This window comes from Bacillus sp. FSL K6-2971, assembly GCF_038006405.1.
Lineage (GTDB): Bacteria > Bacillota > Bacilli > Bacillales > Bacillaceae > Bacillus > Bacillus pumilus.
The window spans coordinates 495,346-509,925 of the sequence record NZ_JBBOVD010000001.1; the positions used below are offsets into that span (position 1 = coordinate 495,346).

The 14,580-nt window shown below is 44.3% G+C and carries 12 protein-coding genes; 8 read left to right on the top strand and 4 right to left on the bottom strand.

Annotated features, from left to right (window positions below; translation table 11 throughout):
- Positions 1–158: 158 nt before the first annotated feature.
- Positions 159–1,652 carry a peptide MFS transporter gene (locus MHI33_RS02490; protein WP_106029603.1) on the bottom strand — a complete coding sequence of 498 codons (1,494 nt, stop codon included), beginning with the start codon at positions 1,650–1,652 and terminating at the stop codon, positions 159–161.
- Positions 1,653–1,913: 261 nt separating this feature from the next.
- Here MHI33_RS02490 and MHI33_RS02495 point away from each other — a divergent pair, with 261 nt between their 5' ends.
- From MHI33_RS02495 to MHI33_RS02530, 8 genes are all read left to right on the top strand, one after another.
- Positions 1,914–3,698: a right-handed parallel beta-helix repeat-containing protein gene (locus tag MHI33_RS02495; RefSeq protein ID WP_340908852.1), complete on the top strand. Its 1,785-nt coding sequence runs from the start codon at positions 1,914–1,916 to the stop codon at positions 3,696–3,698.
- A 200-nt stretch (positions 3,699–3,898) separates the two neighbouring features.
- Positions 3,899–5,224, top strand: a complete 1,326-nt coding sequence (locus MHI33_RS02500; protein ID WP_106032984.1) for an LLM class flavin-dependent oxidoreductase — start codon at positions 3,899–3,901, stop codon at positions 5,222–5,224.
- A gap of 17 nt (positions 5,225–5,241) precedes the next feature.
- Positions 5,242–5,745 (top strand): GNAT family N-acetyltransferase, encoded by a 504-nt coding sequence (locus tag MHI33_RS02505; protein WP_340908855.1) that lies wholly within the window; start codon positions 5,242–5,244, stop codon positions 5,743–5,745.
- Between the two features lie 22 nt (positions 5,746–5,767).
- Positions 5,768–6,562 (top strand): amino acid ABC transporter substrate-binding protein, encoded by a 795-nt coding sequence (locus MHI33_RS02510; RefSeq protein WP_113768556.1) that lies wholly within the window; start codon positions 5,768–5,770, stop codon positions 6,560–6,562.
- Positions 6,563–6,586: 24 nt separating this feature from the next.
- Entirely contained in the window at positions 6,587–7,261 is a 675-nt protein-coding gene (locus MHI33_RS02515; RefSeq protein WP_003214174.1) for an amino acid ABC transporter permease, read from the top strand.
- Positions 7,262–7,273: 12 nt separating this feature from the next.
- Entirely contained in the window at positions 7,274–8,020 is a 747-nt protein-coding gene (locus tag MHI33_RS02520) for an amino acid ABC transporter ATP-binding protein (RefSeq protein ID WP_044140499.1), read from the top strand.
- A gap of 33 nt (positions 8,021–8,053) precedes the next feature.
- A complete protein-coding gene (locus tag MHI33_RS02525; protein ID WP_185108315.1) occupies positions 8,054–9,211 on the top strand; it encodes an amidohydrolase in 1,158 nt (385 codons plus the stop codon).
- Positions 9,202–10,536, top strand: coding sequence for an MmgE/PrpD family protein (locus tag MHI33_RS02530; protein WP_185108317.1), 1,335 nt, complete (start codon positions 9,202–9,204; stop codon positions 10,534–10,536). Before MHI33_RS02525 ends, MHI33_RS02530 begins: the two co-directional genes overlap by 10 nt.
- Positions 10,537–10,591: 55 nt before the next feature.
- On the opposite strand, the gene MHI33_RS02535 is transcribed toward MHI33_RS02530, so the two are convergent.
- The 3 genes from MHI33_RS02535 to MHI33_RS02545 form a co-directional block, all read right to left on the bottom strand.
- Positions 10,592–11,437 (bottom strand): GAF domain-containing protein, encoded by an 846-nt coding sequence (locus tag MHI33_RS02535; RefSeq protein WP_340908865.1) that lies wholly within the window; start codon positions 11,435–11,437, stop codon positions 10,592–10,594.
- A 154-nt stretch (positions 11,438–11,591) separates the two neighbouring features.
- Positions 11,592–12,968: an aspartate kinase gene (locus tag MHI33_RS02540; RefSeq protein WP_185108319.1), complete on the bottom strand. Its 1,377-nt coding sequence runs from the start codon at positions 12,966–12,968 to the stop codon at positions 11,592–11,594.
- 173 nt (positions 12,969–13,141) lie between these two features.
- On the bottom strand, positions 13,142–14,575 hold the full coding sequence (locus MHI33_RS02545; RefSeq protein ID WP_185108321.1) for an MDR family MFS transporter: 1,434 nt from the start codon (positions 14,573–14,575) through the stop codon (positions 13,142–13,144).
- Positions 14,576–14,580: the final 5 nt, after the last annotated feature.

The following is a 14,580-nucleotide window of genomic DNA, read 5'->3' on the forward strand; positions in this document are numbered from 1 at the left end:
TATTACTTTTATTAACAGATTGATTTAAGTTCTTTTGTTAAATAGTCATTGATATTATTCAATGACTTAGAAACGCAATACATTTTTTTAGGTTAAATGAAGACTGATCATAAATAAAGTAAAAAACTGGACATGATGTACTCATGTCCAGTTTTTTATTAATGAACGCCTTTCATCGCTTTCTTAATCACTGGTGTAAGTAATAGCATCACACCGCATAAAACGATGGCAAGCAATCCGATGATACCGAAATAGACGGTTTCTGGCACTTTATCAAACAGTTTGACCACTTGCGCATTGATCGCCTGTGCCATCGCATTTGAAAGGAACCAAAGGCTCATCGTTTGCGCTGAGAAGGCAGCAGGTGCAAGCTTTGTTGTCGCTGACAGCCCAACTGGTGATAAGCAGAGCTCTCCGATCACGACAAGGAAGAAGCTCAGAACGAGCCATAATGGGCTCACAAGTGTATTAGGGCCAGACATGTAGGCAGGAATGATCATGATGATAAAGGATAATCCTGCAAACAGAAGGCCAAGTGAGAACTTAATCGGGGTAGACGGCTGTTTTTTCCCTAGTCTAATCCACAACCAAGCAAACACAGGAGACAAGAGCACAATGAAAATTGGGTTCAATGATTGGAACCATGAAGAGGCAAGTGTCATCCCAAGGAAATTCAAGTTTGTTCGTTGATCTGCATATGTGGCTAAAATGTTTGAGCCTTGTTCTTGAATCGCCCAGAACATCACCGCAGCAAGGAACAATGGAATATAAGCGAGAACCCTGGATTGCTCCACTGGGCTCGTCTTTTTACTGAAATACATGACGATGAAATACACAATCGGAATAAGCACCCCAAGAACACTGACAAACCAAGTGAATAGATTAATCGTAAGAGCGCCTGTTTGAATGCCAATGACGACAAAAACAGCGAGCACAATGGCAATTAATGTTCCGAAAATTTTGAAGTTCTTGCGTTCAGTAGCTGATAACGGATTTGTCACATAAGTACCGGCAAGACCAAGATTCGGTTTTTTCGTGATCACAAATGTAATCAGACCAACAAGCATCCCAACGGCAGCAAGTGAGAATCCGAGGTGGAAGTTCACTTTTTGACCGAGTGTTCCGACAATTAATGGGGCAATAAAACCGCCCATGTTGATCCCCATGTAGAAAATACTAAAGCCAGAATCCCTACGTGGGTCTGTTTTGGAATACAGGTCGCCAACAATGTTTGAAACGTTCGGCTTTAGAAGACCTGTCCCAATAATAATCAATCCCATACTAATAAAGAGCGCTGTTGCTCCGCTTGGCAAAGCCAAAATGACATGTCCAAGCATAATGAACACCCCGCCATAAAAGACCGTACTGGACGAACCGAATACCCGGTCGGCGAGCCATCCGCCAATAATGCCTGACATATAGACAAGCGCACCGTAGACAGACATGATCGAATTGGCTGTCGTCTGATCAAAGCCAAGACCGCCCTTTGTCACCTCTGTGTACATATAGTAAATAAGCAGTGCACGCATGCCGTAATAAGAGAAACGCTCCCAAAATTCAGTGAAAAACAGTGTGTAAAGTCCTTTAGGATGTCCAAAAAACCCTTTTTGAGGAACACTTTTAACAATTTTATCGTGGTCAATTGTAGACATGGCATAGATCCTTTCTTAAAAAAAGAGATATGAGAAAAATGATATTCTTGTATAGTTCTTGTGTCAATATAAAACTATTCTAAAACAGGAAAATGTTAGTTCAATAGGCGTGAAGACTCAAAAACGAAAAATTCTTTCAAGTAAGAATGGTCAGAAAGTTATACCGAAAGAATTTATTTAAAATTTGAAGGATTGTACAAGCAAACCTTTTACACATGCATAGGATGACAAGAGGACATGTGTGAAAAGGAGGGGTTTAGGTTGGGGGAATTGAATGAATCTGATCTAAAAAAGCCTGTTGTCAATGTACAAGATTTTGGTGTGGTGGCGGATGGGAAAACGGACTGTACAGCGAAGCTCAATGAATGCTTACAATGGACGAAAGCACAGGGGTATTCTCACGTCTGGCTGCCGAGCGGCACGTATGTCATCGATGCAGTGTACAGAGGAGATCGATTTTTTCCTTTCCGGGGTGCGGGTATACGTGTGCCAAGTCATATGACCATTGAGATGGCGCCGGATGCCGTGATTAAGGTAAAACCAAATGATTCATGGGGGTATGCGGCCTTTTATATAGGAAAGGTTCAGCATGTGACCATCCGGGGCGGGCGTATCGAAGGGGATCGTCATGAGCATGTATACAAGTCGCTTCCTCCTGAACGAAAAACCCATGAGTGGGGCTTTGGGATATGTATTGAAGGGGCCTCTAATGTGGAAGTGAATCGTGTGCAAATCAAGAATTGTACGGGAGACGGCATGATTGTCAGTCCCCACGGCTTATTATCACAAGCTGAATCGTACTCGCCTGCTTCATCTATTCATATTTCCGGCTGCCACATCACAGATTCAAGACGAAACAATATCTCGATTACAGGCTGTGATGGGGTCATTGTGGAGGACTGTTTGCTGGAGAGAGCAGGAGTAAACGGAGTCGAGCCAAGAATGGGCATTGATATTGAAGGCTACGGGGAAAATGCAGTTAATATGGAGGAACCGCTGAATATTCAAATTCGAAACAACATTGTAAGAGGTGGTGCCGCCAGCTCCATTTATAACTTCAACGGCTATGGTGTCATCATTGAAGGCAATCACACAGACAGTAGCATCTCCTATGGCTTTGCTACCGAAACAATCATTGCCAACAATTTGATCCGTGCAGTAGGAGGAGGCGTAACAAAAGCAGGAATTACGAGCTTAGGTGTCTCTCTTGATCAATCGGAAAACAATGTGATTATTATTGGCAATATGATTGAAGGGTTTGAAAAAGGGATTGATGTGAGGGGCGACAGCGTTCACATTACAGGGAATAAGATCAGTCTATTTGAAGATGCGGCTTTGTCCGTTTATATGGCGAATCGCATTCTAATAGAAGGAAATCATATTGAATCGGGGACGAATACAGGGCAAAGAAGCGCAGCACTGCGTATCTATCAATCGGATAGCGTCGTCTTTTCAAACAATACGATTTATTCGGTGATCGATGGGGCGATGGTGAGAGGAACGAATATCCTGATCCAGCAAAATCAATTCAAAGATTTCAGCAGAGGGATCTGGGTGCAGGATGGAGAAGCTGGAATCAACGGCAATCACTTTATTCAAGAGGGACACCCAGAGCTTGCGTCTTCGTATACGATCAGTGTCACTGGAAATGCAAAGGCTTTCATTTGGCATAATCGCTTTAAACACTACCAAAACTATGCCGTATACAGCAGCACGACGGGGCCATTAGAAATCAAAGACAATTCCTTTGAAGAATCATCTTTATATGTCGTGATGTATATTAAAAACGGTTCACCACAAATCGGAGATAACCGCTTTTATTTAAATCGTTCGTTCGGACAGCCGACGGCGATCTTTATTGATCAATCCGCCTCAGCCCGTGTGTTGCGGAATAACATCATTAATTTGTCTCCTCAAAAAGCGATTGCCGTCCGCACCATTTCTTCCACTCATTCCGTGATCGCCCATAACATGCTGGAACGCAGTCAATTGGTGACACATACCACAGACCGGCTCATCGGAAATATTGAAATCGATACACCGTGATGAACGAGTTAAATTCCTGATTTTGGAGGTTCAGAAGGCGGTTGACAATCCTGTAAAAAGGGCATATAGTAATAATTATTTTTCATTTTTCGCAACATTTGCCCTTTTTTTATTGATAAAACCGATTAATTCAATCAGAAAAATGTATCTTCTGAGGACTTCAGTTTGATACAGCAGGATATAGAAAGGATGAAGAACAAGTGTCACAGCCGAAAAGGAAGCTCAAGCTAGGCGTATTCATCGCAGGAACTGGACATCATGTTGCCTCTTGGAGACATCCGAACGCCGTATCAGATGCAGCCATGAACCTTGATTATTTTAAACAATTAGCGAAAAAAGCAGAGGAAGGAAAGCTGGATTTACTCTTTTTAGCTGACAGCTTATCCATTAACCAAACCTCTCATCCGAATGTACTCACGAGATTTGAACCGCTCACCCTGCTTTCATCCATTGCTGAGTCTACTTCATCAATTGGTTTAGCAGCAACAGCATCCACTACATACAGTGAACCTTTCCATATTGCAAGACAGTTTGCCTCCCTTGATCATTTATCAGGCGGAAGAGCGGCATGGAATGTGGTCACATCTTCTATTGAAGAAACAGCGAAAAACTTTAGCGGCGAAGAGCATTTAGCACACCATAAACGATACGAGCGAGCAGAAGAGTTCGTTGAAGTCGTCAAAGGTCTTTGGGATTCTTGGGAGGAAGACGCCCTTGTCAGAAACAAGGAAACGGGAGAATTCTTTGAATCTAGTAAGCTTCATGAGCTCCAGCATAAAGGGGAGTTTTTCTCAGTAAGGGGTCCTCTCAACGTATCACGCACACCTCAAGGGCAGCCAGTGATCATTCAAGCAGGATCATCCGAAGATGGTCAAAAGCTTGCAGCGAAAACAGCTGAACTCATTTTCACTGCACAAAACGATCTCGAAAAAGCGAAGGAATTTTATCAAAGCTTAAAGGAGAAAGTAGAGGCTGCTGGTCGTGCTAGAGAGGACGTCAGCATCATGCCGGGGATCTTCCCGATTATTGCTGATACAGAGGAAGAAGCCAAAGCGAAATATGAAGAATTACAGGAGCTGATTGTTCCTGAGATTGGGCTGAGCATTCTGCAAAACTACTTAGGTGGGATTGATCTGTCTCAGTATCCTTTAGACGGACCGCTTCCAGAGATTGATCCAAGCACGTCAAATGCGGTGAAAAGCCGTTTTGATCTCGTGATGAATATGGCGAGAAAGGATCACCTGACCATTCGCCAGCTCTATCAATCGGTTGCCGGCTCTCGTGGTCATAATATTTTCATTGGTACACCTCAGCAGCTCGCAGATGTGATGGAAACATGGATCAATGAAGAAGCAGCAGACGGCTTTAACGTCATGCCGCCGCTATTGCCAGAAGGGCTGGACATGTTCGTAGACCGCGTCGTCCCAATCCTTCAGGAAAGAGGCTTATTCAAAACAGAATACACAGGACAAACCTTACGAGAAAATCTAGGATTAACACAGCCAAAAAATCGCTACACGACATAAGGGTGAGGTGACTAACGTTGGGATACACGTTTCGTCTGGCAACAGAGGCAGATATAGAGGCGCTGCTTGAACTGACAACAAGAGCCTATGAGCCAATTCGTGAGCTCGGCATCCAGTTCCAAGCAGCACATGCTGATTTCGCTCTCGTTCAAAAAAATGTACAAAAGAATCTTTGCTATGTGATGGAAGAAAACGGAGAGCTTCTATCTACCTTGACGCTCCGTATGCCTTGGGGAGAACAGCCAGGCCCGTTCGGCGTCCCTCATATTTGGTGGTTTGCCTCAGAACCATCCGCCAAAAAAGGGACAGGCTCTGTCTTGCTGGAATGGGTGGAAACCGAAGTGTTAAGAGATACCTTGAAGGTGCCATACGTATCTCTTGGTACAGCTGATAAGCATCCGTGGCTCATAGACATGTATGAGCGCAAAGGCTACGTCAGAGCAGGAGAAAAGGATTTAGGCAAGGGTCACATCACGGTTTATTTTAAAAAACAACTAAGGTCAGATATCACACAACCATAAGAGGAAAGAAGGGTATACGATCATGAAAAACAAAAAGTGGCTAGTCGTTCTATTTGCAGCAATGTTGGCAGTTTTAGCAGCTTGCGGCGGTAACAATCAGAGTGAAGGCAAAGACGAAAAAGTGTTGAAAGTAGGTGCCACAGGGCAAAGCTATCCGTTTGCTTATAAAGACAATGGCAAGCTTGTTGGCTTCGATGTCGAAGTAACTGAAGCCATCGCAAAAAAACTAGGCTACAAACTAGACTGGCAGCTGAGTGAATTCAGCGGACTCATGGGGCAGCTGACATCTGGTAAGCTGGATACAGTGTCAAACCAAGTCGCAGTCACAGATGAGCGTAAACAAACGTTTAACTTTACTGATACGTACGCTTACGCAGGAACACAAATCATCGTGAAAAAGGACAACAACGACATCAAAGGTCTTGATGATTTAAAAGGAAAAACAGTGGCCGCGGTTCTTGGCTCTAACCACGCCAAAAACTTAGAGAGCAAAGATCCGGACAAAAAAATCAATATTAAAACATATGAAACGCAAGACGGTGTCTTAAATGAAGTGGCAAATGGCCGTGTAGATGCTTATGTCAACGGACGCAGTGTATTACTTGCTCAAATTGAAAAAACAGGTCTGCCTCTCAAAATCGTTGGCAACCCAATTGTGTATGAAGAAGTAGGCTACCCATTTGCCAAAGATAAAAAGCATGACAAGCTAAGAGAAGAATTTAACAAAGCGATCAAAGAATTAAGAGAAGACGGGACACTTAAGAAATTGTCTGAGAAGTATTTCAAAGACGATGTCACAGTGCCAATTAAAAAATAACGACAGCGGCGGTGAAGAGCAGACATGAACAAAATTGATTGGCAGTATATGGTGACGGTTTTTCCGACATTGATCCAATACTTGCCGATAACGATCTTCATGGCGATTGTCTCCATGGTATTTGCCATTATCATTGGTGTGGTATTCGCTCTCATTACGAAAAACCGGATACCTGTTTTATACCAATTTGCCAAGCTGTATATTTCTTTTTTCAGAGCGGTTCCAACCTTGGTTCAGCTCTTTCTCATTTATTTTGGTCTTCCGCAGCTATTCCCTGCGATGACCTCAATGGATGCCCTAACAGCGGTCATTATCGGATTAAGTATTAAAAACTCAGCATACTTAGCAGAAATTTTCAGAGCGGCCCTTAATTCTGTAGATGAAGGGCAACTGGAAGCTTGTCTATCTGTCGGCATGACAAGATGGCAGTCTTACGTGAGAATTATTTTCCCGCAGGCAATTAGAAATGCCATTCCAGCAACGGGAAATACCTTTATCGGTCTTTTAAAAGAAACATCTCTTGCCTTTACGATTGGTGTGGCAGAAATGTTTGCACAAGGGAAGATGATTGCGTCGGCGAACTATAAATACTTTGAAACCTATTTAGCTGTAGGGATTGTGTATTGGGTGATGACCATCATTTATAGCTTCCTTCAAGACCTATTTGAACGAAAAATTAGCAAACCTTACCGGAATTAAGGAGGTGTGGACATGATCAAGCTCACCAATTTGAAGAAATCATTCGGCGACCTTGTCGTCTTAGACGGAATCAATCTCGATGTGCAAAAAGGGCAGGTTGTGGCCATTATCGGACCTTCTGGCTCCGGTAAATCCACCTTGCTGCGCTGCTTAAATTTATTAGAAATACCAGATGAAGGCACGATTGAAATTGGCGATGCGAAGCTCGATGCGTCTAAATATACACGAAAAGAAGCCCATCACCTGCGTCAACAAACGGCCATGGTGTTTCAAAACTATAATTTATTTAAAAACAAGACAGCACTGCAAAATATCACAGAATCACTGCTTGTGACGAAAAAAATGACGAAGCAGCAGGCAAATGAGATAGGAATGAAGCTGCTGAAGCAGGTAGGATTAGAGCAAAAGGCTGACAGCTATCCAGTCACGTTATCTGGCGGACAGCAGCAGCGAATCGGGATTGCCCGCGCATTAGCGGTTGATCCACATGCGATTTTACTCGATGAACCAACGTCAGCGCTTGATCCAGAGCTTGTCTCAGGTGTGCTTCAAGTCATTAAGTCCATTGCGATTCAAGAAACAACGATGATCATCGTCACACACGAAATGACGTTTGCTAGAGAAGTGGCAGACCATGTGATTTTCATGGCGGATGGTCATATTATTGAACAGGGCACACCAACTGAGCTATTTGATGAAACGAAGAATGAACGGACAAAACGATTTATTCAAAAAGAAGCAGCGGCTGAAGAAGCATAAGCTGCTTTTTACTCTTTAGAGGGGTGAGTATCAGTGAAATCATTAGGAAATGATGCTTTAAACAAACGTTTAATTAACATTCGCCGAGCGCTTCATGAGCATCCAGAGCTGGCATTTGAAGAACATGAAACGACTAAAAAACTGCGCGGCTGGTTAGAAGAAGAAGGAATTACCGTACTCGATTTTCCAGCTCTTCAAACAGGTGTTGTCTGTGAAATCAAAGGAGAACAAGAGGGGCCAACGATTGCCCTGAGGGCTGATATTGATGCACTTCCGATTGAAGAAGCATCTGGCGAACCATTTTCCTCAAAGGTACCGGGGAAAATGCATGCTTGCGGTCATGATTTTCATACAGCTTCTATCTTTGGAGCGGCTCTTTTATTAAAAGAACGGAAACACGAGATCAAAGGAACGGTCCGCATTTTGTTCCAGCCGGCTGAGGAAGTCGCGCAAGGAGCGAAACATGTCATAGAGGCAGGCGTTTTAGATGGAGTGGATGCGATTTTTGGTATGCACAACAAACCTGACCTGCCAGTTGGCACTATAGGCATTAGAGAAAAAGCGTTGATGGCAAGTGTAGACCGGTTTGAAATCAATATTAAAGGAACGGGTGGTCATGCAGGTATTCCGAATCATACGGTGGACCCGATTGCCATCAGCGGGCAGATCACAAGTGCTCTTCAGCAAATTGTCAGCCGCCGCATCAGCTCATTGCATCATGCAGTCGTCAGTATCACACGCATTCAAGGCGGTACATCATGGAATGTGATTCCTGATCGTGTTGAGATGGAAGGAACCGTTCGGACGTTTGAGCCTGAAGTGAGAGCGATGATTCCCGATCTCATGAAACAAATCGTGAGTGGGATTGCCGAGGGATTTGGGGCGAAAGGTGATGTGAGATGGCATCCGTATTTGCCTTCTGTGTTAAATGACGATCGTTTGACAAAGGTGGTCGAAGAAGCGGCAGGTGCGCTGGATCTCACAGTAGTTCAGGCAGAGCAGTCACCGGGCGGAGAAGATTTTGCCCTTTATCAAGAACACATTCCAGGCTTTTTCGTATGGATGGGGACAAGCGGTACGGAGGAATGGCATCACCCTGCCTTTACGTTAAATGAAGGCGCACTCCCTGTTGCCGCTGCCTTCTTTGCCGAGCTTGCTGTTCGGGCATTGGAGTCACGATCATGGAACTAACAAAACAACTGGCAGAGGCTGTACTGTCTGCTCATCCACTTCAAGATCAGCGGGCGGTAGAAATGGCTAGAAATGGTCTGTTAGATGCTGCGGCAGCAGCGCTTGCTGCGAAAGAGGATGAAGGAATTCAAAAGCTCATGGCACTGGTGGAACAAGAAGGCGGAGCAGCTCAAATTCCTGTCATTGGACAAGGGAAGAAGGTCAGCCGTCAATCCGCAGCCATGCTGAACGGCTACCTGATCCACGCCCTTGATTATGATGATGTGCATTCAGATGTGAGAGGGCATCCGAGTGCGGTGATCATCCCAGCATTGCTTTCACAGCTGACAGACGGTCAAGGGTATGGCGATCGATTTTTAGCAGCCTACATCACAGGCGTTGAAGTGATGGCAAGGCTTGGCGAATCCATCGGCAAGGCGCATTATGAACGGGGCTGGCATAATACCGGAACCCTCGGAGCCATTGCGGCAGTATGTGCCATTGGGTATTTAAAAAAGGTTTCGCAGGAAGAGCTGATGAAGGCAATCGGCTTTGCTGGAGCGCAATCTGCTGGAATGCGAAAGCAATTCGGCTCTGATATGAAACCATTACAAGCCGGCTTAGCGGCTAGAACAGCCGTCTGGTCTATGGACTTAGCTTGTTCAGGTTTTGGCGGGAATGAATCGGTTCTTGATGGTGCGCTCGGTTTCTTTTCTCTCTATGGAGATCAGGAGCGTGCGGAAAGTCGTTTACTAGAGGGGTATGGTACAACGTGGCGTATTGTCTCGCCAGGGCTATGGTTCAAAGTATACCCGTTCTGTTCAGCTGCGCATCATGCAGCCGATGCGATCCTAGCATTAATGAAAGAGCGTACTTTCTTACCGGAGCAGGTGAAACAAGTAGATGTCCTATTCCCGCCTGGCGGAGATGCAGCGCTTATTGAGCGGGCACCTTCGACTGGAGAAGAAGGACGATTCAGTGTTGAATATGTGATCGCACTTGCCGTGTATGGACAGACGCTAACGCTGGATCACTTTACGAAAAAAACCATTCCATCACACATGCGCACATGGATGAAGCGGGTGATTAGAGAATATGATCAAACGATAGAACCCCATCCAGACGCTGTCCCGAAAGGTCGCTTTACGATTGTGAAGCTTACCTTATCTGATGGCACCATCATCAGCAAACGAGTCGATATTCCGCGCGGAGCACCAGGCCATGCACTATCGAAAGAAGACATCATGCAAAAATTAAACAGTGTCACAGACGCATCACATGCACAGAAGGTTTCACAAGTTATTGAAGACGGAAACGATTCTTCTTATTTGCAGCAGTTGGCATGATTTAAAAAGAAGAAAAAGGGCTAAAATTTATTTAGCCCTTTTTGAGTATCATTTCTTATTCCATTTTGGTAAACGTCAAGCCAATATGAGCAAGTGCCTGCGGCAAGTCCTTCCGAATGGTGATGTCTTTAAATGAAATATTCGATTGAATCGCACTTAAAGCAAGGTCTTGCTTAATCCCTGTTAGAACAGCTGAAATCCCTAAAAGTCTCAGCGTTTGTGCATAGCTGACCAAATATTGAATGCTCTGTTCATTCAGGCGTTTTGTTCCCGATACATCAATGACCAAATGAGAGAGCGACAGCCTATAGCTTTCCTGTAAAATGGTTTCTAATATATGCTGAGCACGTGTCTCTTCGATATCACCTAGGAGAGGAAGCACGGCAACACCGTCAACAACTGGGACGATCGGTACAGATAATTGCTGAATCTGCCGGTTGGCACGGTCTAGTTCCAGGACGTAGCTTAATAGAGAAGCCATCGTTTCAAACATATGCACATGCTCTTCTGTGAATTGCTGTGGTCTTAGATCAAGCCCGCAAATCGTTCCGTAGTTTGTGCCATCTGTAAAATTAATCGGCACTCCGATGAATGATCCGCCTTGAAGACGTTTCGTGACTTCTAAGTATTTAGAACGATCATCCAATGATATATCAGGAATCACAAGCGTATCCTGATGATCGACCGCCAGTTTGCAAAATGTCTTCTCGTAAGGAATTTCTTCTCCTTCTTCAAGAAGCTGCTCATTATGATTTAGCACCTTGACAATCTGATTGGTGGTTTGATCGTTTTTAGCAATAAACAGTGTATTTACATCAGTGAATTGACTCATCATATTTAAAATACTCGTAGAAGCATCATGAAAATTGCGAAACTGTTTTAATAGTTGTTGACGAGGCATTGTTTTAGGACTCCTTGTAGCTCCGATCATAGGCCGGAACAATAGTTGGTTTGTCTCTATCATACAAAATCAAACGAGAAATAGATATACTTTAATATGTGAATCGGGTGAGAACAAAAAAGACTGCCGATCCTGAGATCTGGCAGCCTGCTGATTAAAGAGAGACAGGGACAGTAGACATAGAGAAAAATTCCTCATACAACGCTTGAACGGCTTCTTTTTCTTGAGCCGCTTTGACGCCAAACATCATGCTGACCTCGGAAGAACCTTGATTGATCATTTCAATATTGACCTTCGCTTTTGACAGCGCCTTTGCTGCTCTTGCTGTGGTGCCAACATTGTGACGCATCGCTTCTCCTACAACCATAATGAGGGAGAGATTCGGCTCTAATACGACCTCATCTGCATCAAGCACAAGCTTTAAGCGATCGAGTAGCTCTTGTTCAATATGCTGCTCCTCCAGTTGATCCTGCCTTAAAATAATGTTCATATCATCAATGCCAGAAGGGACGTGCTCATACGTAAGCCCATATTCCTCTAGCGTTTGCAGCACCTTACGCCCAAAACCGACTTCTCGGTTCATCAAATATTTGCTAATATAAATGCTGCAAAATCCGCTATCTGAAGCGATTCCGACAACGGGTCCATTTGTATGATCCCGCTGGTTCACAATTTTTGTGCCTTTTGCCGAGGGATTATTGGTGTTCTTAATCTGTACTGGAATGCCTGCACGGAAGGCCGGAATGAGTGCTTCATCATGGAACACGGAAAAACCAGCATAGGATAGCTCGCGCATTTCCCGGTACGTTAGCTCTGTAATCTCCTTCGGCTCATGAACGATCGTTGGATTGACAGCATAGACAGCATCCACATCTGTAAAGTTTTCATACACATCTGCCTTCAAACCATTTGCCAAAATCGAGCCGGTAATATCGGAGCCGCTGCGAGAAAAGGTGACGATATCTCCCGATAGATTAAAGCCAAAAAAGCCAGGGAAGATGATGATGCCAGAGCGCTCTCTTAATTTATACAAATGATCGTATGACTCCGGAAGGACTTGCGCTTGACCAGGCTCATCGCTCACAAATAAACCGGCTTCTTTTGGGTTTACATAGTGGGCTTCGACACCTTGATAGCGGAAATAGGCGGCAATGAGCTTTGCGTTATTGTCTTCACCGCTTGCCTTGATGGCATCAAGATATCGCTCAGGATGAGACGTATCAGCCTGTAAGAGGGCATCTAGATCTTGCCGGATGGTGTCAATCACGTCATGACTTAATCCAAGTTCATCCGCAATAGAGGCATACCGTTCAATGACGGCTTCCTGTAAATCGTGTGCTTCGCCTAAACGTAAATATTGCTCACCACAGCTAATTAATAGATCGGTGACCTTCGTATCCGTTGAATGCCGTTTTCCTGGTGCGGAAACAACGACTGCTTTTCGAGCTGGATCTGCTGTTACAATGTCAAATACCTTTTGCAGCTGCTTGCCAGATGCAAGTGAACTGCCACCAAATTTAACGACCTTCAAAGCATACATCTCCTATAGTGAAAATTTTCTCACAAATTGAATAGTTCCTATTATCAACTCTTTTCTTCAAATTATCAAGGTTTTTCTTCACTAGAAATACAAATGTATTTTAGGGGAGGACGATATAGCGCGAGTATATGAAAAAAGAGCCGGCCATATGCCGACTCTTATTCTTATGAAGAAGATGAGGAGGAAGATAGCTCCTGTTTCATCACTTTATTCTCGCGTTTTTCCTTTAAGAAAAAGGAGAGGACAAGCCCAAGGACCGCAATCAAACCAGACACGATAAATGATGTGTTCATGCCGTGAACGGCTGATTTTAATGGACTGGCCAAATCTGCATTTGCAGCAGAGCTGCTCATGATGGAGACAAGCACTGCCGTCCCAATGGAACCACCCACTTGTCTCATCGTGTTATTCATCGCTGTCCCATGCGGGATCAAATGAGGCGGTAAAGAGTTAATACCTGCTGTTGTCAGCGGCATCATGATCATCCCAACCCCAATTAAGCGCAGTGTGTAAGCGACCGTAATGAGGGCGATGGATGAATCAAGGGTGAGCAGCATAAATGGCAAGGTTGTCACGGTAAGTATCGTAAACCCGCCTAATGCCAGCCCTTTTCCGCCGACTTTATCAAAAATCCGTCCAATAATTGGTGAGAGGAGTCCCATAAAGAGAGCACCTGGCAGTAAGATAAGCCCTGTATCAAGAGCAGACAATCCTCTAACATTCTGCGTATAGAGCGGCAGAATCGTCTCTGTCCCAATCAATAAAGCAAAGACAAGCATCCCAAGGAAGGTCGTTAAGCTAAAGATCGCAAACTTAAAGACACCAAATTCAAGCATCGGTCTTGTCAAATTCGACTGGCGTAGAATAAAGAAGAACAAGCTCACAGCGCCGACAATCAGTGATATGAGGACGGTGGCACTCGTCCAGCCATATGTGCCAACACTAGAAAATCCGTAAAGCAGCCCGCCGAAACCGAAGGACGACAAGATGACAGATAAAACATCAATACGTGCCTCTCTTTGTTGCGTTACATTTTTCATTAAGAAGAAAGCAAGAATAAGATCAATGATACCGATTGGCAGAACAATATAGAACAAGAACTTCCAGCTGAAGGAATCAACAATCCAGCCGCCAAGTGTCGGTCCAAGAGCTGGTGCGAAAGATATGACAAGTCCGACCATGCCCATTGCCTGACCCCGTTTTTCTTTCGGGAAAATGGTTAAAAAGATCGTTTGCATCAGCGGCATTAAAATCCCTGCGCCAGCTGCCTGCACAATACGCGCTGCAAGTAATACAGGGAAATTCGTTGCGAATGAAGCAAGAATGGTACCGGCTGTAAAGATACTAAGCGCTGTTAAAACTAAAGAACGGCTTGAAAATTTCTCAATTAAGAAAGCCGTGATCGGGATGAGAATCCCGTTTGTCAGCATAAAGGCAGTTGTGAGCCACTGTCCTTTGCTGACATCAATATTGAATTCCTCCATGATATGTGGGATCGCTGGAATGAGTAGCGTTTGGTTTAAAATCGCGACGAATGCCCCAACGAGGAAAATCCCCACAATCACAGATCGATTATACGATGTTGTAGATTGGTTCATGTTAT